Source organism: Daejeonella sp. H1SJ63, assembly GCF_029360775.1.
Classification (GTDB): Bacteria; Bacteroidota; Bacteroidia; order Sphingobacteriales; family Sphingobacteriaceae; genus Daejeonella.
In genome coordinates this window covers 14416-35011 of sequence record NZ_JARKMZ010000030.1, presented here as the reverse complement: position 1 = coordinate 35011, position 20596 = coordinate 14416, and the positions used below count along the sequence as shown (strand labels likewise).

At 39.9% G+C, this 20596-nt stretch carries 21 protein-coding genes; 18 read left to right on the top strand and 3 right to left on the bottom strand.

All coding sequences use genetic code 11. The features are described 5' to 3' along the window. Nucleotides 1–14: 14 nt before the first annotated feature. The 14 genes from P2W72_RS11265 to hemH all read left to right on the top strand — a co-directional run bounded on the left by P2W72_RS11265 (nucleotide 15) and on the right by hemH (nucleotide 13027). The gene (locus tag P2W72_RS11265; protein WP_276362357.1) at nucleotides 15–926 is read left to right on the top strand and encodes a TIM barrel protein; all 912 of its coding nucleotides are present in this window, start codon (nucleotides 15–17) and stop codon (nucleotides 924–926) included. A gap of 30 nt (nucleotides 927–956) precedes the next feature. After that, the gene (locus P2W72_RS11260) at nucleotides 957–1916 is read left to right on the top strand and encodes a D-2-hydroxyacid dehydrogenase (protein WP_276362353.1); all 960 of its coding nucleotides are present in this window, start codon (nucleotides 957–959) and stop codon (nucleotides 1914–1916) included. 21 nt (nucleotides 1917–1937) lie between these two features. Then, nucleotides 1938–2501 carry a RidA family protein gene (locus tag P2W72_RS11255; RefSeq protein ID WP_276362350.1) on the top strand — a complete coding sequence of 188 codons (564 nt, stop codon included), beginning with the start codon at nucleotides 1938–1940 and terminating at the stop codon, nucleotides 2499–2501. Between the two features lie 114 nt (nucleotides 2502–2615). Continuing rightward, the gene (locus tag P2W72_RS11250) at nucleotides 2616–3161 is read left to right on the top strand and encodes a RidA family protein (RefSeq protein ID WP_276362347.1); all 546 of its coding nucleotides are present in this window, start codon (nucleotides 2616–2618) and stop codon (nucleotides 3159–3161) included. Nucleotide 3162: 1 nt separating this feature from the next. After that, nucleotides 3163–4296 (top strand): glycerate kinase, encoded by a 1134-nt coding sequence (locus P2W72_RS11245; protein ID WP_276362344.1) that lies wholly within the window; start codon nucleotides 3163–3165, stop codon nucleotides 4294–4296. 158 nt (nucleotides 4297–4454) lie between these two features. Further along, nucleotides 4455–5864 carry a D-alanyl-D-alanine carboxypeptidase/D-alanyl-D-alanine-endopeptidase gene (dacB, locus tag P2W72_RS11240; protein ID WP_276362342.1) on the top strand — a complete coding sequence of 470 codons (1410 nt, stop codon included), beginning with the start codon at nucleotides 4455–4457 and terminating at the stop codon, nucleotides 5862–5864. 74 nt (nucleotides 5865–5938) lie between these two features. Then, nucleotides 5939–6388: a DoxX family protein gene (locus tag P2W72_RS11235; RefSeq protein ID WP_276362340.1), complete on the top strand. Its 450-nt coding sequence runs from the start codon at nucleotides 5939–5941 to the stop codon at nucleotides 6386–6388. Nucleotides 6389–6477: 89 nt separating this feature from the next. Next, nucleotides 6478–7938, top strand: a complete 1461-nt coding sequence (crtD, locus tag P2W72_RS11230) for a 1-hydroxycarotenoid 3,4-desaturase CrtD (RefSeq protein WP_276362337.1) — start codon at nucleotides 6478–6480, stop codon at nucleotides 7936–7938. Nucleotides 7939–7976: 38 nt separating this feature from the next. Beyond that, entirely contained in the window at nucleotides 7977–8600 is a 624-nt protein-coding gene (locus tag P2W72_RS11225; protein WP_276362334.1) for a lysophospholipid acyltransferase family protein, read from the top strand. 2 nt (nucleotides 8601–8602) lie between these two features. Beyond that, entirely contained in the window at nucleotides 8603–9694 is a 1092-nt protein-coding gene (locus P2W72_RS11220; RefSeq protein WP_276362332.1) for a glycosyltransferase family 2 protein, read from the top strand. Beyond that, nucleotides 9691–10329 (top strand): carotenoid biosynthesis protein, encoded by a 639-nt coding sequence (locus P2W72_RS11215; protein ID WP_276362328.1) that lies wholly within the window; start codon nucleotides 9691–9693, stop codon nucleotides 10327–10329. The genes P2W72_RS11220 and P2W72_RS11215 overlap by 4 nt, the downstream gene beginning before the upstream one ends. 61 nt (nucleotides 10330–10390) lie before the next feature. Next, nucleotides 10391–11239 (top strand): 4-hydroxy-3-methylbut-2-enyl diphosphate reductase, encoded by an 849-nt coding sequence (locus P2W72_RS11210; RefSeq protein ID WP_276362325.1) that lies wholly within the window; start codon nucleotides 10391–10393, stop codon nucleotides 11237–11239. Between the two features lie 3 nt (nucleotides 11240–11242). Next, the gene (locus P2W72_RS11205; RefSeq protein ID WP_276362322.1) at nucleotides 11243–11926 is read left to right on the top strand and encodes a fatty acid desaturase; all 684 of its coding nucleotides are present in this window, start codon (nucleotides 11243–11245) and stop codon (nucleotides 11924–11926) included. Between the two features lie 81 nt (nucleotides 11927–12007). Beyond that, a complete protein-coding gene (hemH, locus tag P2W72_RS11200; RefSeq protein ID WP_276362318.1) occupies nucleotides 12008–13027 on the top strand; it encodes a ferrochelatase in 1020 nt (339 codons plus the stop codon). A 5-nt stretch (nucleotides 13028–13032) separates the two neighbouring features. Here hemH and P2W72_RS11195 read toward each other — a convergent pair whose 3' ends face one another. Further along, nucleotides 13033–14271, bottom strand: a complete 1239-nt coding sequence (locus P2W72_RS11195; RefSeq protein ID WP_276362316.1) for a glycosyltransferase N-terminal domain-containing protein — start codon at nucleotides 14269–14271, stop codon at nucleotides 13033–13035. Between the two features lie 197 nt (nucleotides 14272–14468). Here P2W72_RS11195 and P2W72_RS11190 point away from each other — a divergent pair, with 197 nt between their 5' ends. From P2W72_RS11190 to rfbB, 4 genes are read left to right on the top strand one after another with little or no spacing between them, the layout of a single operon-like run. Beyond that, entirely contained in the window at nucleotides 14469–15782 is a 1314-nt protein-coding gene (locus P2W72_RS11190; RefSeq protein WP_276362313.1) for a UDP-glucose/GDP-mannose dehydrogenase family protein, read from the top strand. Further along, a complete protein-coding gene (locus tag P2W72_RS11185; protein WP_276362310.1) occupies nucleotides 15779–16765 on the top strand; it encodes a UDP-glucuronic acid decarboxylase family protein in 987 nt (328 codons plus the stop codon). Before P2W72_RS11190 ends, P2W72_RS11185 begins: the two co-directional genes overlap by 4 nt. Beyond that, complete coding sequence (galE, locus tag P2W72_RS11180; RefSeq protein WP_276362309.1) at nucleotides 16765–17790, top strand: UDP-glucose 4-epimerase GalE; 1026 nt, start codon at nucleotides 16765–16767, stop codon at nucleotides 17788–17790. Before P2W72_RS11185 ends, galE begins: the two co-directional genes overlap by 1 nt. A 50-nt stretch (nucleotides 17791–17840) precedes the next feature. After that, nucleotides 17841–18893 carry a dTDP-glucose 4,6-dehydratase gene (gene rfbB, locus P2W72_RS11175; RefSeq protein ID WP_276362308.1) on the top strand — a complete coding sequence of 351 codons (1053 nt, stop codon included), beginning with the start codon at nucleotides 17841–17843 and terminating at the stop codon, nucleotides 18891–18893. Nucleotides 18894–18930: 37 nt separating this feature from the next. Here the strand turns inward: rfbB and P2W72_RS11170 are convergent, their stop codons facing one another. Both P2W72_RS11170 and P2W72_RS11165 read right to left on the bottom strand, forming a co-directional pair. After that, complete coding sequence (locus P2W72_RS11170; protein ID WP_276362305.1) at nucleotides 18931–20175, bottom strand: ABC transporter permease; 1245 nt, start codon at nucleotides 20173–20175, stop codon at nucleotides 18931–18933. Between the two features lie 64 nt (nucleotides 20176–20239). After that, a complete protein-coding gene (locus tag P2W72_RS11165; protein WP_276362303.1) occupies nucleotides 20240–20593 on the bottom strand; it encodes an iron-sulfur cluster assembly accessory protein in 354 nt (117 codons plus the stop codon). Nucleotides 20594–20596: the final 3 nt, after the last annotated feature.

Here is a 20596-nt window from a genome sequence, read left to right as displayed (position 1 = left end):
ATACATTTATCAATATGAACGAAGCATTATGTAAATACATGAGAGTGGGTTTGGTTCACTTCATGGCATATCCGGCAACGATTAAAGGAGAAGGCCCGGTTGTGGAGACTATCCGTAAAATTGCCGTAGACGATTATTTCAGTGCCATTGAAATTACTACTGTTAAAGATCCTGAGGAACGTGCTGCAGTAAAAAAAATGCTTGAAAGTTCTCATATGACCGTAGCCTATGGTGCTCAGCCGAGACTGCTGACCACAGGAATGAATATCAATAGCCTGGTTGAAGAAGAGCGTCAGAAAGCGTTAAATAATCTTAAAGAAGGCATCGACGAAGCATACGAGATTGGAGCCTTCAGTTTTGCATTTTTAAGTGGTAACTATGATGAAAGCAGGAAGGAAGAAGCTTTTCAGGCTCTTGTAAAATCAACCAATGAGATTTGTGCTTATGCAAAAAGTAAAGGTGATCTGAAAATTGCACTGGAAGTATTCGATTATGATGTTGACAAGAGAAGTCTGATTGGTCCGGCAGATCTTGCCTTGCGTTATGCCAAAGAAATAAGAAAGACACATGATCACTTTGGTTTAATGGTTGATCTCAGTCATATACCTTTGATTCATGAGACCATAGAGGAATCGATACTTCCGGTCAAGGATTATATTGTACATGCTCATATTGGTAATTGCGTAGTTAAGAGTCCTGATATGCCGGCCTATGGGGATGTTCACCCTCGTTTTGGATTTCCGGGAGGCGAAAATGATGTTGATGAAGTGGTGGCATACCTCAGGGTTCTTTTACAGATCGGATTCCTGAATACAGAAAATCCTCCGGTGGTAAGTTTTGAAGTGAAACCTTTCGGCGATGAAGATTCTGATATTGTAATTGCCAATGCAAAGCGGGTATTGAACCTGGCCTGGTCAAGAGTTTAAGAATTTAAAAAGGGAACAAATATTTACAGAATGAAATTAGTTGTATTAGACGGTTATACTTTAAATCCCGGAGATCTTAACTGGGAGGGGATAAAGCAGTATGGTGAACTGCAGGTTCATGACAGGACACCCGAAAGTCAGATTCTGGAACGTTGCCGGGGTGCTGAGATTGTATTTACCAATAAGACGCCGCTCAGGGAAAACATTTTGGAGCATCTTCCTGATCTGAAATATATAGGGGTACTGGCCACAGGTTATAATGTGGTTGATGTTGACTATGCTAAAAAGAAAGGAATTCTTGTTGCCAATGTGCCGGGATATGGAACTGCTTCGGTAGTACAGATGACATTTGCCCTTCTTCTCGAATTATGTCAGCATGTTCAAAGTCATAGCGACTCGGTATTTGATGGCGGATGGGCTGCTTCGCCTGATTTTTGTTATTGGAATCATCCATTGGTTGAGCTCGCAGATAAAAATATTGGTATAATTGGCTTTGGAATGATCGGGCAAAAAGTGGCTGATGTTGCTGCAGCTTTCGGAATGAATGTAATTGCATACTCCAGAAGGCAGAGCGATCAGTCGCATCGCAAGAATTTCAGATGGGCAGGTTTGAATGAATTGCTTACAGACTCTGATGTGGTAAGTATTCACTGTCCTTTATTTCCGGAAACTCAGGGAATGATTAATAAGGAGTCCTTAAAATTGATGAAGAAAACAGCATTCTTTCTGAATACATCCAGAGGTCCGCTGATGGTTGATCAGGATCTTGCTGATGCACTGAATGCCGGGGTAATTGCCGGTGCCGGAATCGATGTGCTTTCGGTTGAACCGCCTTCAGAAAACAATCCTTTGTTCAAAGCAAAAAACTGCCTGATTACCCCTCATATTGCCTGGGCAACGAAAGAAGCCAGAGCCAGATTGATGGGAATTGCAGAAAATAATTTATCTTCATTCCTGAATGGAAATCCAGTCAATATTGTAAACAAGTAACAATTTAAAAATTAAACAATTATGAAAAAGTACTCTTTATTATTCCTTCTGTCAATCGCTTTAGTTAGCTGCAGTCCTAAAAAAGAAGATTCAGCAAAACAGGAAACTGCTGCTGCACCTGCTGTTGACATAGAGGCACGTTTGAAGGAGTTAAATATTCAACTGGTAGAACCATCTGTGCCAACTGCCAACTTTGTGAAAACTGTACGTGTTGGTAATCTGGTTTACACTTCTGGTCATGGTCCGGATAAACCTGAAGGCGGAACCTTACAGGGAGTAGTTGGTGGCGACCTTACCATTGAGCAGGGTCAGGAAGCTGCCCGTTTAACCGGTATCGCTTTATTATCAAGCCTTAAAAAGGAAATTGGTGATTTAAGTAAAGTGAAAAGAGTGGTTAAAGTTCTTGGAATGGTGCAGTCTACTCCTGAATTTAAGGATCAGCCTAAAGTAATGAATGCATTTTCTGACATGATGGTGGCGGTATTTGGCGAAAAAGGAAAGCATGCACGTTCTGCTGTGGGTATGGTTGCATTACCAGGGAATATCGCTGTAGAGATCGAGATGATCGTTGAGGTGGAAGAATAAGAATTTTTTCCTTAGCTGAATGTTTAATGCTGATCTGCTTTCTCTTTGTGATTTAGCTGATCAGCATTAATTTTATATAGCCTGTTTCTTTAAATTAATCCTAAAATTAACATCATGAAAAAGTATTTTATTTTATCATTCATCGCTGTAGCTCTGTTCGCATGTAAACCTGCACAGGAAGAAAAGAAGGCAGAAACCATTGACTTTGATAAGCGTTTGAAAGAGTTAAATATTACCTTATCTGCACCGAGTGCACCAATGGCTAATTATGTTAAAACTGTGCGTGCCGGTAATCTGGTGTTCACATCCGGACACGGACCTGAATTGCCGGGAGGTGGACGCGTTACCGGAACATTGGGAGCCGATCTTACTCTGGAGCAGGGCCAGGAAGCTGCCCGTTTAACGGGTATCGCTTTATTGTCGAGTCTTAAAGCAGAAATTGGTGATCTCAGCAAGGTGAAAAGAATTGTTAAAGTATTGGGAATGGTTCAGTCTGTACCTGAATTTAAGGATCAGCCTAAGGTAATAAATGCTTTCTCTGACATGATGGTTGCGGTTTTTGGCGAAAAAGGTAAACACGCCCGTTCTGCTGTGGGTATGAACGCATTACCTGCAGGTATGGCTGTTGAAATCGAGATGGTAGTGGAAGTAGAGCAATAAAATGCATATTCTGATTGCTCCAAATGCTTTTAAGAATAGTCTGACTGCACAGGAAAGTGCAGATGCAATCCGTGAAGGGCTCATCCGCAGTGGACTGAATTGCAGTACTGAATGTTTTCCTATTGCTGATGGCGGAGATGGTACAGGTCGCCTGATCGTAGAGAAATGCCAGGGTTTATGGCATGAGTACAATGTTCATGATCCTCTTGGCCGAATAATCAGAGCTCCTGTGGGTATCATAGATCAGGGCAAAACTGCTGTGATTGAAATGGCTGATGCTTCCGGTATCCGGATTCTCCGTGAAGATGAAAGAAACCCCTTAAAAGCGTCTTCTTTCGGTACAGGTGAATTGATCAGATATGCTCTTGACAGAGGAGTAAAATCTATTGTAATTGGTCTTGGTGGATCAGCAACGGTTGATGGTGGGATTGGGATTTTAAGTGCCCTTGGTGTACAATTTCTGGATGTGAATGGTAAACACATCAATGCACTATCCGAAAATTTAAAGTATTTAAACTCTGTTGATCTTTCAGAAATAGATCAGAGAATATTTGATTGCAGAATCACGGTGCTTTGTGATGTGGACAATCTTTTGCTGGGATCAAATGGTGCAGCAGCAGTTTTTGGTCCGCAGAAAGGTGCCCGACCCGAAGATGTGCCTGTTCTGGATGCGGCACTGGCAAAACTTTCTGATTGTGTTTTTAAGCTCAATGGAAAGAGAATGAATGAAATTGTTCATGGAGGTGCAGCCGGAGGCGTTGCTGCAAGTCTGAATGCCTTATTGGATGCCGAATTGCTGAATGGAGCCGAACATTTTCTGAAACTAACCGGTTTTTCTGCAAGTCTTAAAAACGCTGACCTTCTTATAACCGGAGAAGGCAGTCTGGATGAGCAGACATTACAGGGCAAAGGTCCCTTTGCAGTAGCGAAATATGCTAAGGAGAAAGGTATACCTGTAATCGGGTTTGCCGGCAAAGTACCGCTGATTGATCAGCCGGAAATGAATAAGTATTTTAACGTCCTTCTGGCTATTGGTAATCAGCCTGAGGATTTAGCCTCAGCTATGAAATTTACTGCTTCCAATCTGATCAGAACAGCTAAGGCTGCGGGGAGTTTGATCAGTTTGTTAAAGTAAAAGCTTAATAGTATTCACAAAACTGAGCTGATCTGCTCATTTTGTTCAGGCTCTTTTCTCAGGTTTTTTCTCTTATTTTGTCTTGTGTTTTTGGATTAGAACCAGAAACCTGTACCTGCCTGTTTTATAAACTTTAAAGACACTGACGGAGGCCCTCAATGCGATATTACCTTTTCTCATTTTTACTATTTTATTCCATCTGCAGTTCTGCGCAGACAATCAGGCAAAAGATTGAGAATGCCTACAGCACTTTTGAATCTGATCCGAACTTGAAATATGCGAGCAGCTCGCTTACGGTATTGAATGCAGAAACCGGTGCGGTAATATTTTCTGCAAATGGGAATACCGGTCTGGCAAGTGCATCAACCCTGAAGACCATCACCTCTGCCACTGCATATTATGTTCTGGGCAAGGACTTTACCTGGGAAACAACTTTGGGCTATTCGGGTACAATTCTGGCAAACGGAACACTGAATGGTGATCTGATCATTACAGGAGGTGGTGATCCGGTACTTGGAAGTGATCGGTATGATCAGAGCCGAAGTGAGCTGATATTGCAGAAATGGACCGATGCGCTGATTCGTTCAGGTATTAAACAAATTGCCGGAAATATTATAGCGGATGATCGTCTTTTTGGGACAGAAACCCTGCCGGGTGGATGGACATGGCAAGACATTGGCAACTATTATGGTGCAGGCCCATCTTCACTTAGCTGGCGTGAAAATCAGTTTGACCTCATCTTTAAACCTGGAAGGGTTGGATCACCGGCTCAACTGATAAGTACCCGGCCCGGGATGGATTATCTTAAAATAGTGAATGAAGTGCTTACGGGTGCTGCAGGAACCGGTGATAATGTTTATGCATATTCGGCACCATATTCAACAGTAGTTTATTTAAGAGGAACCTATGGGGCAGATCTGAATAAAGTCATTTCAGCTTCTGTACCTGATCCTGCTTATGATCTTGCATATCATTTGATGAACAGGCTGAAGCAGGCTGATATTCAGGTTTCTAAGGGAGTTGTTACAGCAAGAACACTGATTGCCAATAAGGAGACATTTATTCCACAGTCAAAAATTATTGATATACATACTTCGCCTTCGCTTGAAAAGGTCGTTTACTGGTTTAACCGTAAGAGTGTCAATCTCTTTGGCGAACATTTAATTAAAACTATTGGATGGAAGCAGGCTAAAGAAAGCAGCACAGCTAAATCTGTAGAGTTTGTTAAAAAATTCTGGGAGCAAAAAGCAGGTATTGAACCGGCAGCGATGAATATTTATGATGGCAGTGGTTTATCGCCTGCCAACCGTATAACCACAATGGCTATGGCCCGTATTTTACAATCAGTAAAGCGTGAACCATGGTTTGATAGTTTTTATGAGAGCCTGCCAATCTACAACAGTATGAAAATGAAAAGCGGCAGTATCAGTGATGTTCTGGCTTATACCGGATATCATACCGGCGCATCGGGTACTCCTTTGGTATTTTCTTTTATCGTTAATAACTATAGTGGTAGCAGTTCTTCTGTGAGACAGAAAATGTTTAGCGTTTTAAATACGCTCAAATAATGGTATAAATACATAAAATCTCAATATTTTTTTGTAACTTGAATGTAATCAGCCTGTTAAAAAAGGAGGTTTATATGAACTTGGTTCAAAAAATAGAGCACTGGGGCGATGTGCATCACGCTAAGTGGCTCGATCTGATTCGTATTGTTCTCGGACTCTTAATTCTTAGTAAAGGTCTTGCTTTTATAGCTGATACTGAAGCTCAGAAAGATTGGATATTGCAGAACAATACTTTTGGTTTTTCCGGCCTTATGGTTATGGCGCTTGTTCATACCGTGGCATTTGCTCACCTGGTGGGTGGGGTATTGATTACGGTCGGGCTTGTAACCCGGTTTGCAACAGTAGTACAAATTCCAATTCTGCTTGGAGCGGTATTTTTCGTTAATTTAACGAAAGGCTTTTCGGCATTAAATTCTGAGCTATGGTTATCGGTAATTGTACTTATGTTACTGATCCTTTTCTGGATTGTTGGTTCCGGGCCATATTCAGTAGATCAGTTGCTGAAAGATCATAAGATGAAATAATAGTAAAGGTTTCACGGTCAGATTTTAATAATCTGGTCATATTTGTTCGGAGACAATTGCGGAGGAGAGAAATAATGTAATTTCGTTGCATGTCCAAAGCAATTATCATTGGTGCAGGTATTGCCGGTATCGCTTCATCAATCCGCCTGGCTGTAAAAGGCTATCAGGTTCAGGTTTTTGAAGCAGCATCTGGTCCCGGAGGCAAACTCTCTGAGATCAGGCAGGATGGCTATCGATTTGATACCGGCCCAAGTTTATTTACCATGCCCCAATATGTAAATGAACTCTTTCTGCTTGCAGGAAAAAATCCGGGAGCTTATTTTAAATACAAAAAGCTGGATACAATTTGCCGGTATTTTTATGAAGACGGCACACGTATTGAAGCTTTTGCAGATCCTGAAAAATTTGCAAATGAAATTGCATCCAAAACTACCGACAGCTCTGAATCAGTTCTAACTTTCCTTGATAAGAGTAAAACAATTTATGAGATCACTAATTCGGTTTTCCTTGAAAGGTCATTGCATAAATTTAGCAGTTACTTTAATGCCGGAACATTAAAATCATTAATGCGTTTCCCCGAGATCGATGCTTTTCGATCTATGAACAGTGCCATAGAAAGTAAGTTCAGGGATTCAAAAACCATTCGGTTTTTCAACAGATACGCTACTTATAATGGGTCTGATCCATATAAAGCACCGGCAACCTTAAATGTTATTCCACATTTTGAGCAGTATTTTGGGGCTTATTTCCCGATTGGGGGTATGTATGCAATTGTGAGTTCTCTTGTGAAGCTGGCCGCTGATCTGGGTGTTGTTTTTCATTACAATTCTTATGTTGACGAAATTTTAATAAAGGCTGATCAAGTTACCGGGATAAGTTCGGGAGGGAAGATTTATGAAGCTGATTGTATTGTGTCAAATATGGATGTATGGTACACGTACAAAAAGCTGCTGAAAGGTTATAAAATTCCCGGACGCATCCTTCAGCAGGAAAGAAGCAGCTCGGCACTGATATTTTACTGGGGAATCAGCAGATCCTTTCCTGAACTGGGCTTGCATAATATTTTCTTTTCTGAGAATTACCGGGAGGAGTTCAGACAGATCTGGGATGAGAGATCTGTCTGTAAAGATCCTACAGTATATATCAATATTACTTCCAAATATAAGCCGGATGATGCCCCTGAGGGTGGGGAAAACTGGTTTACAATGATCAATGTCCCGGCAAATACCGGTCAGGATTGGGATACCCTGATTAAGGAGGCAAGGCAAAATATCATTGAAAAATTATCGAAAAATCTTGGAGAGGATATAAGTAAATTTATAAAGTATGAGTCGGTGCTCGATCCAAGAACAATCGACTCAGGAACATTCTCATATCAGGGCTCATTGTATGGAAGCAGTTCTAACAGCCGGTTCTCTGCTTTTCTGAGGCATGCTAATTTTTCTTCCCGCATTGACGGTCTGTATTTTGCAGGTGGAAGTGTGCATCCCGGGGGAGGAATTCCCCTGGCTCTGCTTTCAGCCAAAATTGTATCTGATCTGATCGGATAAATGATTTTTGGGAATATGAAAATATTTTATCTTTAGGTATGCTGGAACCGCGCAAAAACAAAATTGTTTACGCTTTCTTTTCATGGTATATCAACAGGATCATTAAATCTGATTTTGAGGGTTTAAATTACAATCATGTAGTATTCGGGAAAGACAGATCTATACTGCTTCTTGCTAATCATTTTTCATGGTGGGATGGTTTTCTGATGTTCCAGATCAACAGACTGTATTTCAGAAAGAAATTCCATGTCATGATCTCCGAGGAAAATTATAAAACGGTCTGGTTTCTTAAATATCTGGGAGGCTTTTCTGTTAAGAGCAATTCCAGAAGCATGATACAATCGCTTGAGTTTGCCGGTAATTTGCTCAATGATCCGCAGAATCTGGTTCTGATTTTTCCTCAAGGCAAACTTTATTCCGGACATGTAGCTGAAGTTAAATTTGAAAAGGGCTTAATGAACCTGATCAATTCCTCCAACAGGAATTTTCAGTATGTATTTGCTGCAAGTTTTGCTGATTATTTCCAAAATCGTAAACCTGTATTTACATGTTACTTTCAGAAATGGGAGGGTGCTGAATACACCAGTCTTCAATTAATTAAAAGTGCTTATAACAAGCATTATGAATATTCAAGGCAGAAGCAGATCTCAAATATTATTTAAGAATGATACTGATTTATCTGATTTTCTTTTTCCTCATTCTGAGATTTACGGTTACTCTCTTTAATTTCTTGTCGAATCCTAAACTTGGTAATTCGCCCGGGCATTATGAGGATAAAATTTCAATTTTAATTCCGGCACGTGATGAGGCTGAAAATATTTTAAATCTATTGCATTCAATCAGGGCTCAGGATTATCAGAATTATGAAGTAATCATTCTGGATGACAATTCATCAGATAATACCTGGCAGCTTTGTGAAAGTTTTTGCAGTACAGACAGGAGATTTAGTGTACGGAAAGGAGAAGTACTTCCTGCCGGCTGGCTTGGAAAAAATTATGCATGTTATCAGCTTGCTAACGCTGCTGCAGGTAAATATTTTATTTTCCTGGATGCTGATGAGATAATTAAAAATGGCCTGATAAATAATGCTCTTCACCGGATGAAATTATATCGCCTGAATTTACTGAGCTTGTTTACCAATCAGATTATGCTCAGCTTCGGAGAGCGTCTTGTTGTTCCGATGATGCATTATTTACTTTTGAATCTGCTTCCACTCAGACTGGTCAGAATTTCAAAAAACCCTTCCTTTTCTGCTGCAAGCGGACAGTTTATGATGTTTGATGCAGAGAGCTACCGGGTAAATCAATGGCATGAACAGGTAAAGAATAAGGTTGTTGAAGATATTGAGATTATGAAGATTGTGAAAAGTTCGGGATATAAAGGAGAGGCTTTGCTTGCTAATAATTTCATTCAATGCCGTATGTACAAAAGCTTTACAGAAGCGGTTAAGGGTTTCAGCAAGAACTTTTTTGCGGGCTTCAATAATAATGTCTTCGGACTCTTTTTTTACCTCTTTCTGGTTGTTATCGGTCCGCTTGCCGCCGCTGTTTTTTTAAGTACAGACTTGGTTTTGTTTGCCTTATCATTGATTATTTTAAGCAGGGTGATGATATCATTAATCTCAGGACAAAATGTTTTGATGAATGTTATTCTGCATCCCCTGCAGTTGTTATGTCTGGTAATAATTTCGGTAATATCTGTCAATAAATATTATACAAAAACAATTTTCTGGAAAGGCAGGATAATTCGCTTATGAAGCTGAATAGGATACAGGTTTACAGTGTATTAATCGTATTGTTCCATGCGGTGGGGCTAACAGGTTTTCTATTGCCTGAATATGAGGGGCTGTTTATAAAGCTGGTTCCCTTTCATTTACTGCTGATGTTACTTATTTTGATATTTACAGTAAATGACCGGTCTGCAGATCTGAAAATATTTGCACTTATTGTTTATTGTCTGGGTTTTCTGGTCGAGCTTATTGGCGTTAACACCGGATTGATCTTCGGGGAATATACCTATGGGAATGCGCTGGGTGTTAAACTTTGGGCAACACCATTGATGATAGGCGTAAACTGGATGATACTGGTTTATTCTGCCGGAGTATTTCTTGAACAATTCAAATTAAAAAGCAGCTTGCTTTTTTCAGCACTCGGGGCTCTGATATTAACAGCAATTGATTTGCTTATTGAACCGGTAGCTGTTCGCTTTGACTACTGGTTCTGGAATGGAGGAATAATTCCTGTCCGGAATTACATAGGATGGTATTTGTTTTCATTTCTGCTTTTTATGTTATTCCGTACAATGAATTTCAGAAAAGAAAATAAAGTAGCAGTATTGCTTTTGTTTGTTCAGACCGTCTTTTTCCTGATCCTGAATATTACAGCAATCTGATAAACTATTTAGTATTTTTGCAAATCAGGGTGCATTTTGAAAGAATAATTTGAACAGGCTAATGAAACTTAATCTCGAAGTAACTATTGATCAGGATTCCGGCTTTTGCTTTGGAGTGGTATATGCTATTGACATGGCTGAAGAAATTCTGGAGGAAGATGGTTACCTGTATTGCCTTGGAGACATTGTACACAATGATGAAGAAGTGAGCCGGCTGAAGGCAAAAGGCCTGAGAATTATTTCTCATAACGAGCTCCTGAATATTAGGAATGAGAAGGTATTAATTCGTGCACATGGTGAAGCTCCTGAAACCTATCGTCTTGCTCTTGAAAACAATATCACTCTGATTGATGCCTCTTGTCCGGTAGTTTTAAAATTGCAGAACAGAATCAAGAACTCTTATGACAATGATGAAAAGGTTTTGATTTTTGGTAAGCATGGACATGCAGAAGTGATTGGCTTGCAGGGGCAAACCAATAATGATGCTTTGGTATTTCAGGATATTGCAGAATTGGATAATATTGATCTGCCTCAGAAGTTTACTCTTTACAGTCAGACTACCAAGAGTACAGCTAAGTTTTATCAGATCAAGGATGAATTGCTGAGAAGAGGGTATGAAGTGAAGGCTAATGATACTATTTGCCGCCAGGTTTCAAACCGGGATGAGGAATTAAGAAAGTTCGTTGTGAATTTCGATCATATCGTATTCGTATCCGGCAAGAAATCATCAAATGGTAAGGTGCTGTATGATGTTTGCAAACAATTTAACTCAAACACTCATTTTATCAGCAGTGAGGAAGAATTGAACAAAGACCTGTTTAGAGCAGGAGACAAAATAGGAATTTGCGGAGCAACCTCTACCCCAATGTGGCTAATGGATAAAGTTAAATCGGCTCTGGAAGCTTATTGATTTATGTATGCCGAACGGTCAAATACCGGACTGATTATTGCTCTGATTGTAATCAGTGCCTGGCTTTTCTGTATTATCTTTCTGATGGGGCTTGAAATAAATTTTCAAAATCCACTTCATTATTTCCTGATCCTTGTTCAGATGCATCTCTATACCGGATTGTTCATAACGGCCCATGATGCGATGCATGGTACCGTTTCATCAAATAAGAAGCTAAATAATGCTGTTGGGCAATTATGCACAATGCTTTACGCTTTTTTTCCCTTCAGAAACCTGAATTCCAAGCATCATGAGCATCATAAACATGTACATACGGCGCGGGACCCTGATTTTTATGAGGGATCGTTTCTTCCCTGGTACTTTAAATTTATCAGAGAGTATCTTTCCTTATGGCAGGTACTTCTGATGGCTTTGATTTTTAATTTGCTGAAAATATGGATTGATGAAATTAACCTGCTTCTGTTTTGGGTTTTGCCATCATTGCTCAGTACTGTGCAGCTTTTTTATTTCGGTACCTGGCTGCCGCATCATGGAGAACATGATAACAGGCATCAATCCCGTTCTCAGGGTAAAAATCATTTGCTGGCATTTTTGTCCTGTTATTTTTTCGGCTATCATTATGAACATCATGATTCTCCCGGAACTCCATGGTGGAAGCTATGGAAGATGAAACAGGCAGGTAATTAAAATGTTATTTATTGGTCAAATAGGCAGATCTGCTTTTTACTAAGCAGATCTAAGACTATCTTTGGATGATCAGAATTCTATATGAAGAAAAAAGGAGTTTTATTAGTTAATCTGGGTACACCTGATAGTCCCTCAACCTCTGATGTAAGAAAATATCTTGACGAATTTCTAATGGACGGAAGAGTCATTGATATTCCTCCGGTGCAGCGTGCAATGCTTGTTAAGGGTATTATTGTCCCTTTTCGTGGCCCAAAATCTGCAAAACTTTACAAAGAAATCTGGTCAGATACTACGGGTTCACCCTTGATGCATTACAGCATTATTCAGAGAGACTTACTTCAGAAACGTCTTGGTGATGAATATCATGTCGAACTGGCTATGCGTTATCAAAATCCTTCTATTGAATCAGCTTTGAACAAGCTGAAACTTGCAAAGGCAGACAGTATCAGAATCGTTTCTTTATTTCCTCAGTATGCCTCTGCAACTACAGGGTCGGTAATGGAGAAAGTAATGCAGATTGTCAGTAAATGGCAAACTATTCCCGATATATCCTTCATTAATTCATTCCATGGCGATGAAAAAATGATCGCTGTTTTTGCAAAAAACGGTGCAAAGTACAAGCCTGAAGAATACGACCATATTTTATTTAGCTTTCATGGATTGCCTCAGCGTCAGCTGGTTAAAGGGGATGATTCGGGAAAACATTGCTTGAAAGTGGATGATTGCTGCAAAGTATTAAATGATAATAACAAGTTCTGTTATTCAGCTCAGTGCTACAATACAGCCTATCTGATTGCAGAAAAACTTGGTCTTCCTAAGGATAAGTTTACAGTTTGTTTCCAATCCCGTTTGGGCAAAGATCCATGGGCACAGCCTTATACCAGCAGGGTGCTTGAAGATCAGGCAAAGAAAGGGGCTAAGCGGCTTTTAGTTTTCTGCCCGGCATTTGTTGCTGATTGTATCGAAACGGTGCATGAAGTTAGTGTGGAATATGCCGAAGAATTCCATGCACTTGGCGGTGAACATGTACAGCTGGTAGAAAGCCTGAATGATGATCCGCTCTGGATCGAGTCTCTGGAAGGCCTGGTAAAATCAGCTTAAAAAAATCAGGTACTGGAAATATGATCCAAAAAAATCCGGCTTGCTCCGGTGTTTTGCCGTACATAATTTCCTGCAATGACCCCGCAATTTTTTCTGAATTCTGGTTCTTTCAGCTGGTTCATAAGGAGCTTTAACTCATCAGCGCTTTCAATAGAAAATGCTCCTCCTTTTTCGATAAGTTGCACGGCTTCCTGAAACCTCGAGTAATTAGGTCCAAATATTACCGGTATGCCAAATGCAGCCGCTTCAAGTGTATTATGTATGCCTACTCCGAAACCTCCTCCAATGTAAGCGATTACTCCATATCGATATACCGATGAAAGTATTCCAATACTGTCAATAATCAGTATCCGGCTATCTTTCAATTCCGGGTTTAGATTCTCTGCACCTTTGATCCCGGAATAATTTACTGATTCAGGAAACAGCAATTTCAGCTCAGCGATTCTTTTCTCATTTACTTCATGGGGGGCAATAATAAATCTCCAGTCAGGATATTGCACAGCTAAACCTGCAATTAATTTTTCATCTTCCGGCCAGGTACTGCCTGCAATAAACACTTCATTCTCTTTACTGAATACTTCAATTTCAGAAAGACTTAGAGGGTTCTCAGAATTATATTTAACCCTGTCGAAGCGGGTGTCACCACTTACCGTCACATTGTTAATCCCTAAATTTCCAAGTAAGGTTTTACTGATTTCGTTCTGCACAAAAAAATGTGAAACCCAGCCGAGCATTCTTCTGTGCAGTGTTCCATACCATTTAAAAAAGGCCTGTTCTTCTCTGAAAATCCCGGAAATAATGTACAGAGGGATGTTTTGATTGTTCAGTTCTTCGAAATAATGATACCAGTATTCATACTTCGTGAATATCGCTATTTCCGGATTTAGTAATCGGATAAAGGTTCTGGCATTGGCAGCAGTATCGGCAGGGAGATAAAAAACATGATCTGCCAGGGGGTAGTTTTTTCTTACTTCGTATCCGGAGGGTGAAAAGAAAGTAACAACAATTGAACATTCTTTCCTTTCTTTTTTCATTTGCTCAATTACCGGTCTGCCTTGTTCAAATTCTCCCAATGATGCAAAGTGAAACCAGGTATATTTTAAAGATGGATCTATGCTTTTTTTGATGATGTCGAAAATGTCTTTTCTGCCATTAATCCACAGTTTTGCTTTCTTGTTTTTGACTGAAGCAATGCGGATAAAGAGGATATATAAACGTATTCCGAGGTCGTACAAAAAAAGCATTTTGAATATAATTCTTATCTTCGTCGAAGTTAACGTTTAATCTTTTATTTTAGACTTCATCTTTAATTGAAATCTGCCGGGATTTAGTTTTTATACTGTTTATTCAGGTAAATACTCATAAGGAAGTACTCTTAACAGATAGTCCGGATTATAAACAGATAACGTTATCATCATCGAATATATTAATATAGATACTAATGAGAATAGCAGTTGTAGGTACCGGTTATGTTGGTTTAGTCACTGGAACTTGTCTGGCTGAAACCGGAAATACTGTAACCTGTGTGGATATCAATGAAGAGAAGGTTAAAATGATGCAGGCGTTTAAACTGCCTATATATGAACCTGGTCTCGATTTACTTTTTCACAGAAATATTGAACAGGGGAGATTGAATTTTACTACAAATCTGGCCTCTGCCATTGAAGATGCACAGATTATTTTTCTGGCACTTCCAACTCCTCCCGGAGAGGATGGCGCTGCAGATTTAAGTTATGTTTTAGGTGCAGCCAAAGACATTGCGAAATTAATTAAAGATTACAAGGTCATAGTAACCAAATCCACTGTTCCTGTTGGTACTGCAGATAAAGTTATTAAAGTATTTAACGATACGACCCCGGTAGAAGTTGATGTGGTTTCCAACCCTGAATTTCTGCGGGAAGGCGTTGCGGTTGATGATTTTATGAAACCTGATCGTGTTGTGGTAGGGACTCAGAGTGTCAGGGCTCAAAAAATCATGGCAGAATTATATGGACCTTATGTCAGACAAGGGAATCCTATCATTTTTATGGATACACGCTCTTCAGAGCTGACAAAATATGCAGCAAACTCATTCCTGGCAACGAAAATCACTTTCATGAATGAAATCGCCAATTTGTGTGAACTTGTAGGCGCTGATGTTGATGCGGTAAGGAAAGGAATTGGCTCTGATGATCGTATCGGAAAGCGTTTCCTGTTTCCGGGAGTTGGTTATGGAGGCAGTTGCTTCCCTAAGGATGTTCAGGCTCTGGCTCAATCAGCAAAGGAAAATCATTATGAGTTCAAGATCCTCGATTCAGTAATGGAGGTTAATGATACTCAAAGAAAAAAGCTGGTGGAGAAGATGAGGAAATATTATGGCGGGGACATTAAAGGAAAGAAAATCGCAATCTGGGGATTGGCATTTAAACCTGAAACAGATGATATTCGCGAAGCTCCTGCACTTTATATTATTGATGAACTTCTGAATGACGGCGCCATTATTTCTGCCTTTGATCCGGAGGCGATGAATAATGTCAAGAAAATGTACGGGGATAAGATTTCATTTACAGATAATCAGTATGACGCATTGAAGGATGCTGATGCTCTGCTTATTGTTACTGAATGGTCTGTGTTCAGAACCCCTGATTTCGACAAGATCAGTTCACTAATGAAGGCCAAAGTAATTTTTGATGGTCGTAATTTATACGATTTACAAAAAATGATAGATTGCGGTTTTTACTATAATAGTATTGGTCGCAAAACCATAAGTATATGAAGTCAAGGAAGAGGGTACTAATTACCGGGGCTGCCGGATTTCTTGGTTCACATTTATGCGACCGCTTTATTAAAGAGGGTTTCCATGTTATCGGCATGGACAATCTGATTACAGGAGATCTGCGCAACATTGAACATTTATTTCCTCTTGAGAATTTTGAGTTCTATAATCATGACGTTTCAAAGTTTGTTTATGTTGCGGGCGATCTTGATTATATCCTTCATTTTGCTTCACCGGCAAGTCCTATAGATTATTTGAGAATACCTATTCAAACTCTTAAAGTTGGGTCACTCGGAATCCATAATTTACTGGGACTGGCTCGTTCAAAGAAATCCAGAATATTGATTGCCTCAACCTCAGAAGTTTATGGTGATCCTACAGTCAATCCTCAGCCTGAGGAATATTGGGGGAATGTGAACCCGGTTGGCCCGCGTGGTGTTTATGATGAAGCTAAACGCTTTCAGGAGGCAATGACTATGGCTTACCATACTTTTCACGGACTGGAAACCAGGATTGTCCGAATATTTAATACTTACGGACCAAGAATGCGTCTTAATGATGGCCGTGTTTTACCTGCATTTATTGGACAGGCATTAAGAGGAGAGGATCTTACGGTATTTGGAGATGGTTCACAAACCCGCTCCTTCTGCTATGTGGATGATCTTGTAGAAGGTATATACCGGCTGTTGTTTTCTGATTATTCTTTACCTGTTAATATCGGAAATCCTGATGAGATTACTATCAGAGAGTTCGGTGAAGAGATTATTAAGCTAACAGGAACAAAGCAAAAAATGGTATATAAAGATTTGCCAACCGATGACCCTAAACAAAGGCGTCCTGATATCACTAAAGCAAGAACGATTCTGGGATGGGAGCCAAAGGTAAATCGTGCAGAAGGCTTGAAAATAACCTGTGAGTATTTTAAATCCTTGCCAGAGAAAGAAATTAAGCATAAAGATTTTACTTATTATAACAATAAATAATGCCGGCCAGGAAAATATTAGTAACAGGAGGAACCGGCTATATCGGGTCCCATACTGTTGTAGAGTTAATTAATGCAGGTTATGAACCTGTAATTATTGATGATCTTTCAAATTCAAGTCAGCAGATCATTGACCAGATCATGAAAATTACAGGTAGGAAGCCTGAGTTTTATAATTTTGATCTTTGTGATGAGAAGAAAACTCTCGGATTTGTTCAGGCACATCCTGAAATAGAGGGAGTGATACATTTTGCTGCATTTAAGAGTGTTGGCGAATCGGTGAGCCAGCCTTTGAAATATTACAGGAACAATATATACTCCTTAATTAACCTTCTGGAATCGGTTTCGGGACGAAGGATGAATTTTGTTTTCTCATCGAGTTGTACCGTTTATGGTGAGCCTGACAGTCTTCCTGTAAATGAATTGGCTCCGGTTAAAAGGGCAGAGTCTCCTTATGGCAATACCAAGCAGATAGCAGAAGAGATTCTGGCTGAAACAGCGTCTGTAAACGAGAATCTGAAGGTTATTGCATTGAGATATTTTAATCCGGTTGGAGCACATGCTTCGGCATTGATTGGGGAACTTCCGATTGGGGTGCCACAGAATCTCGTACCTTTCATTACACAGGCTGCAATAGGCAAAAGAGGTAACATCATTGTTTTCGGTGATGATTACAATACTCCTGATGGAACATGTATTCGTGATTATATCCATGTTGTCGATCTGGCAAAGGCACATGTGGCTGCAATAAAAAAGCTGGAGGGAAACCCTCTGCAATATGATGTTTATAATATCGGAACCGGTCGGGGTAATTCTGTTATGGAGGTAATACATGCATTTGAGCAGGCTAACGGGCAGAAATTGAATTATACAATCGGACCCAGAAGACCCGGAGATATTATTCAAATATTTGGAGATGTAAGCAAAGCAGAGCGCGAGCTTTCATGGAAAGCTGAACTAGGTCTTCTGGAGATGATGAGCTCAGCATGGAACTGGGAGAAGTATATCAGGGATAATCCATTGTAAAAATTCAGAGCCCGGCTCTGGTTCTCTATTTAAAAGAATAGATTTTAGGAATGAAAAAAATATTGATTACCGGTGGTGCAGGGTTCATTGGCTCGCATGTAGTTAGAAGATTTGTAAATAATTATCCTGAATATCAGATTATTAATCTGGATAAGTTAACATATGCCGGTAACCTTCTGAATCTGAAAGATGTAGAGGACAGACCAAATTATAAATTTATAAAGGGTGATATTGTTGATGCTCCATTTATCGACAAATTGTTTGCTGAAGAGCAGATCGATTCGGTCATACATCTCGCTGCTGAATCGCATGTAGACCGGTCGATCAGCAATCCTGTTGAGTTCGTAATGACAAACGTTGTGGGCACGGTTAATTTGTTAAACGCAGCACGTAAACAATGGAGTAATAACTATGCAGCTCATCGTTTTTACCATGTCTCAACAGATGAAGTCTACGGAAGTCTGGGCGAGGATGGCTTATTTACTGAAACCACTTCCTATGATCCGCATAGTCCTTATTCAGCATCTAAGGCAAGTTCAGATCATTTTGTGAGGTCTTATCATGATACATACGGGATTGATACGGTGATCTCCAATTGCTCAAATAATTATGGTTCTCATCATTTTCCTGAGAAATTAATTCCTTTGTCTATTAATAACATCAAGAATAATAAGTCTATTCCGGTTTACGGAAAGGGAGAAAATATACGCGACTGGCTATGGGTTGAGGATCACGCAAGGGCAATTGATGTTATTTATCACAAGGCTGCAAGCGGAAGCACTTATAATGTCGGCGGTCATAATGAATGGAAAAATATTGATCTGATCCGTTTATTATGTAAAATCATGGATGAGAAGCTGGGACGGGAGCCCGGAACTTCTGCTAAACTGATTACTTATGTAACTGATCGTGCAGGGCATGACCTGCGCTATGCCATTGATTCGACCAAACTTCAGAATGATCTGGGCTGGAAACCAAGTCTTCAGTTTGAAGAAGGTTTGGAGAAAACGGTTGAATGGTACCTGCATAACGATGAATGGCTGCAAAGTGTAACTTCAGGATCCTATCAGTCTTATTACGAAGAACAGTACGGAAAAAGATAGTTAGAAACCTTTCTTGTTTTATCTTCCTTCCTGTTTTCTATTCGTATCTAAGTGATTCTACGGGATCCATCTTTGAAGCTTTCACCGCAGGATACATTCCTGAAAGTAGACCTACACCAACGCAGAGGCTTAATCCCAGTATGGTCCATGCCCATGGCATGATGAAAGAGCCTCCCATCACCATTGAAAGAAGATTCCCGATAAGGATTCCGAGAAAAACTCCTGTTAAACCTCCCATCAGGCAGATTACAATAGCTTCGATAAGAAACTGCCTCCTTATGACAATTGGGGTTGCACCAATGGCCTTTCTGATCCCGATTTCGCGTGTTCTTTCGGTTACAGAAACGATCATGATATTCATCAACGCAATTGCAGCACCTATCAGTGTAATAGCGCCAATTGCTATGCCGCCTATTCTTACAAATTTTAAATTTTCTACAAGAGTTTGAGCAATTGCATCACTTTTGGTAATCTCAAAATTGTTTTCATCTGCAATTTTCAGATTTCTGACGTTTCTGAATAAGGAAGTAGCTTCGCCAATTGCAGCGTCCATCTGAGCCGGATCATCACTCATAACAGAAATGGTGTATGATGGATTTGTAATTGACATAACCTGTTTGGCCCGGTAAAGTGGAATAACACAGATTTTATCTCCTCCAAAGCCCATACTTGATCCCTTAGGCTCAAAAAGACCTATAATTCTGAACTTATTGCTTCCAATACTGATCGTTTTATTGATGGGATCCTGATTTGGAAATAAACGTGTCTTAATCTCATTTCCAATGATTACCACACTTGTGCCATATTCCAATTCCGATTGAGAAAAATTTCTGCCGGAAGCCAGTTTATATCCGGCTGATTGTATGTAGTTCTCGTCTGCTCCTAATACAGATATATTAGGATTCGTTTTTTCATTTCCGTATTTAACGGTTCCTCCGAATGAAGCAAATACATTTACTGAAATGGTAGCAGGGAAATTAAAACTTTCCTTGAATTCCATTGCCTGCCGGTAGTCTATTGATTTATAGCGTTTAGGTCTTTGTCCGCCACCCCCGATCCTGATACCAATACCCCGGTTTCTGATTGTGAAGGAATTGGCTCCCATACTTGAAAAAGTATTGTTTAATGAGCCTTCTATGGCATCTATAGAAGTTAGGATACCCACAAGGGCAGTTATACCAATTGCGATGATGATCGCTGTTAAAAATGTTCTGAGCTTGTTACCCTTAACGGATTGCAGAGCTACCTTGACATTTTCGGAATAACTCATTGTCCCTGCCATAGTATAAATATAAAAAAAGTCCTGTCGCTTTGACGACAGGACCCTATGAAATGTTACAAATTGGTTAAACTGAGAATGATGTGCCGCAACCACAGGTCTTGCTTGCGTTCGGATTACTGAATGTAAAGCCACGGGCATTTAAACCATCCTGGAAATCCACTTCCATTCCTGCCAGATACAGACCATGGGCCTTATGCATAAATACCTTTATTCCGTCTATGAAATACTCCTGATCGCCATCTTTTTGCTGGTCAAAACCTAAAATATAGTTCATTCCGGCGCATCCTCCACCTTCAACACCCAGACGTAAGCCATAATCTTCATTTAATTCCTGTTGCTGAATAAGTTTTTTTATTTCTTTTTTAGCTCCTTCAGTTAAAGTTACCGGTGCAGTTGGGCTTGCAATTTCTGTACTCATAAT

What these genes read in the sequence shown, in the direction of transcription:
- P2W72_RS11265 (WP_276362357.1), top strand. Translation starts at nt 15, where the DNA reads ATGAACGAAGCATTATGTAAATACATGAGAGTGGGTTTGGTTCACTTC.
- P2W72_RS11260 (WP_276362353.1), top strand. Translation starts at nt 957, where the DNA reads ATGAAATTAGTTGTATTAGACGGTTATACTTTAAATCCCGGAGATCTT.
- P2W72_RS11255 (WP_276362350.1), top strand. Translation starts at nt 1,938, where the DNA reads ATGAAAAAGTACTCTTTATTATTCCTTCTGTCAATCGCTTTAGTTAGC.
- P2W72_RS11250 (WP_276362347.1), top strand. Translation starts at nt 2,616, where the DNA reads ATGAAAAAGTATTTTATTTTATCATTCATCGCTGTAGCTCTGTTCGCA.
- P2W72_RS11245 (WP_276362344.1), top strand. Translation starts at nt 3,163, where the DNA reads ATGCATATTCTGATTGCTCCAAATGCTTTTAAGAATAGTCTGACTGCA.
- dacB (WP_276362342.1), top strand. Translation starts at nt 4,455, where the DNA reads ATGCGATATTACCTTTTCTCATTTTTACTATTTTATTCCATCTGCAGT.
- P2W72_RS11235 (WP_276362340.1), top strand. Translation starts at nt 5,939, where the DNA reads ATGAACTTGGTTCAAAAAATAGAGCACTGGGGCGATGTGCATCACGCT.
- crtD (WP_276362337.1), top strand. Translation starts at nt 6,478, where the DNA reads ATGTCCAAAGCAATTATCATTGGTGCAGGTATTGCCGGTATCGCTTCA.
- P2W72_RS11225 (WP_276362334.1), top strand. Translation starts at nt 7,977, where the DNA reads ATGCTGGAACCGCGCAAAAACAAAATTGTTTACGCTTTCTTTTCATGG.
- P2W72_RS11220 (WP_276362332.1), top strand. Translation starts at nt 8,603, where the DNA reads ATGATACTGATTTATCTGATTTTCTTTTTCCTCATTCTGAGATTTACG.
- P2W72_RS11215 (WP_276362328.1), top strand. Translation starts at nt 9,691, where the DNA reads ATGAAGCTGAATAGGATACAGGTTTACAGTGTATTAATCGTATTGTTC.
- P2W72_RS11210 (WP_276362325.1), top strand. Translation starts at nt 10,391, where the DNA reads ATGAAACTTAATCTCGAAGTAACTATTGATCAGGATTCCGGCTTTTGC.
- P2W72_RS11205 (WP_276362322.1), top strand. Translation starts at nt 11,243, where the DNA reads ATGTATGCCGAACGGTCAAATACCGGACTGATTATTGCTCTGATTGTA.
- hemH (WP_276362318.1), top strand. Translation starts at nt 12,008, where the DNA reads ATGAAGAAAAAAGGAGTTTTATTAGTTAATCTGGGTACACCTGATAGT.
- P2W72_RS11195 (WP_276362316.1), bottom strand. Translation starts at nt 14,271, where the DNA reads ATGCTTTTTTTGTACGACCTCGGAATACGTTTATATATCCTCTTTATC.
- P2W72_RS11190 (WP_276362313.1), top strand. Translation starts at nt 14,469, where the DNA reads ATGAGAATAGCAGTTGTAGGTACCGGTTATGTTGGTTTAGTCACTGGA.
- P2W72_RS11185 (WP_276362310.1), top strand. Translation starts at nt 15,779, where the DNA reads ATGAAGTCAAGGAAGAGGGTACTAATTACCGGGGCTGCCGGATTTCTT.
- galE (WP_276362309.1), top strand. Translation starts at nt 16,765, where the DNA reads ATGCCGGCCAGGAAAATATTAGTAACAGGAGGAACCGGCTATATCGGG.
- rfbB (WP_276362308.1), top strand. Translation starts at nt 17,841, where the DNA reads ATGAAAAAAATATTGATTACCGGTGGTGCAGGGTTCATTGGCTCGCAT.
- P2W72_RS11170 (WP_276362305.1), bottom strand. Translation starts at nt 20,175, where the DNA reads ATGGCAGGGACAATGAGTTATTCCGAAAATGTCAAGGTAGCTCTGCAA.
- P2W72_RS11165 (WP_276362303.1), bottom strand. Translation starts at nt 20,593, where the DNA reads ATGAGTACAGAAATTGCAAGCCCAACTGCACCGGTAACTTTAACTGAA.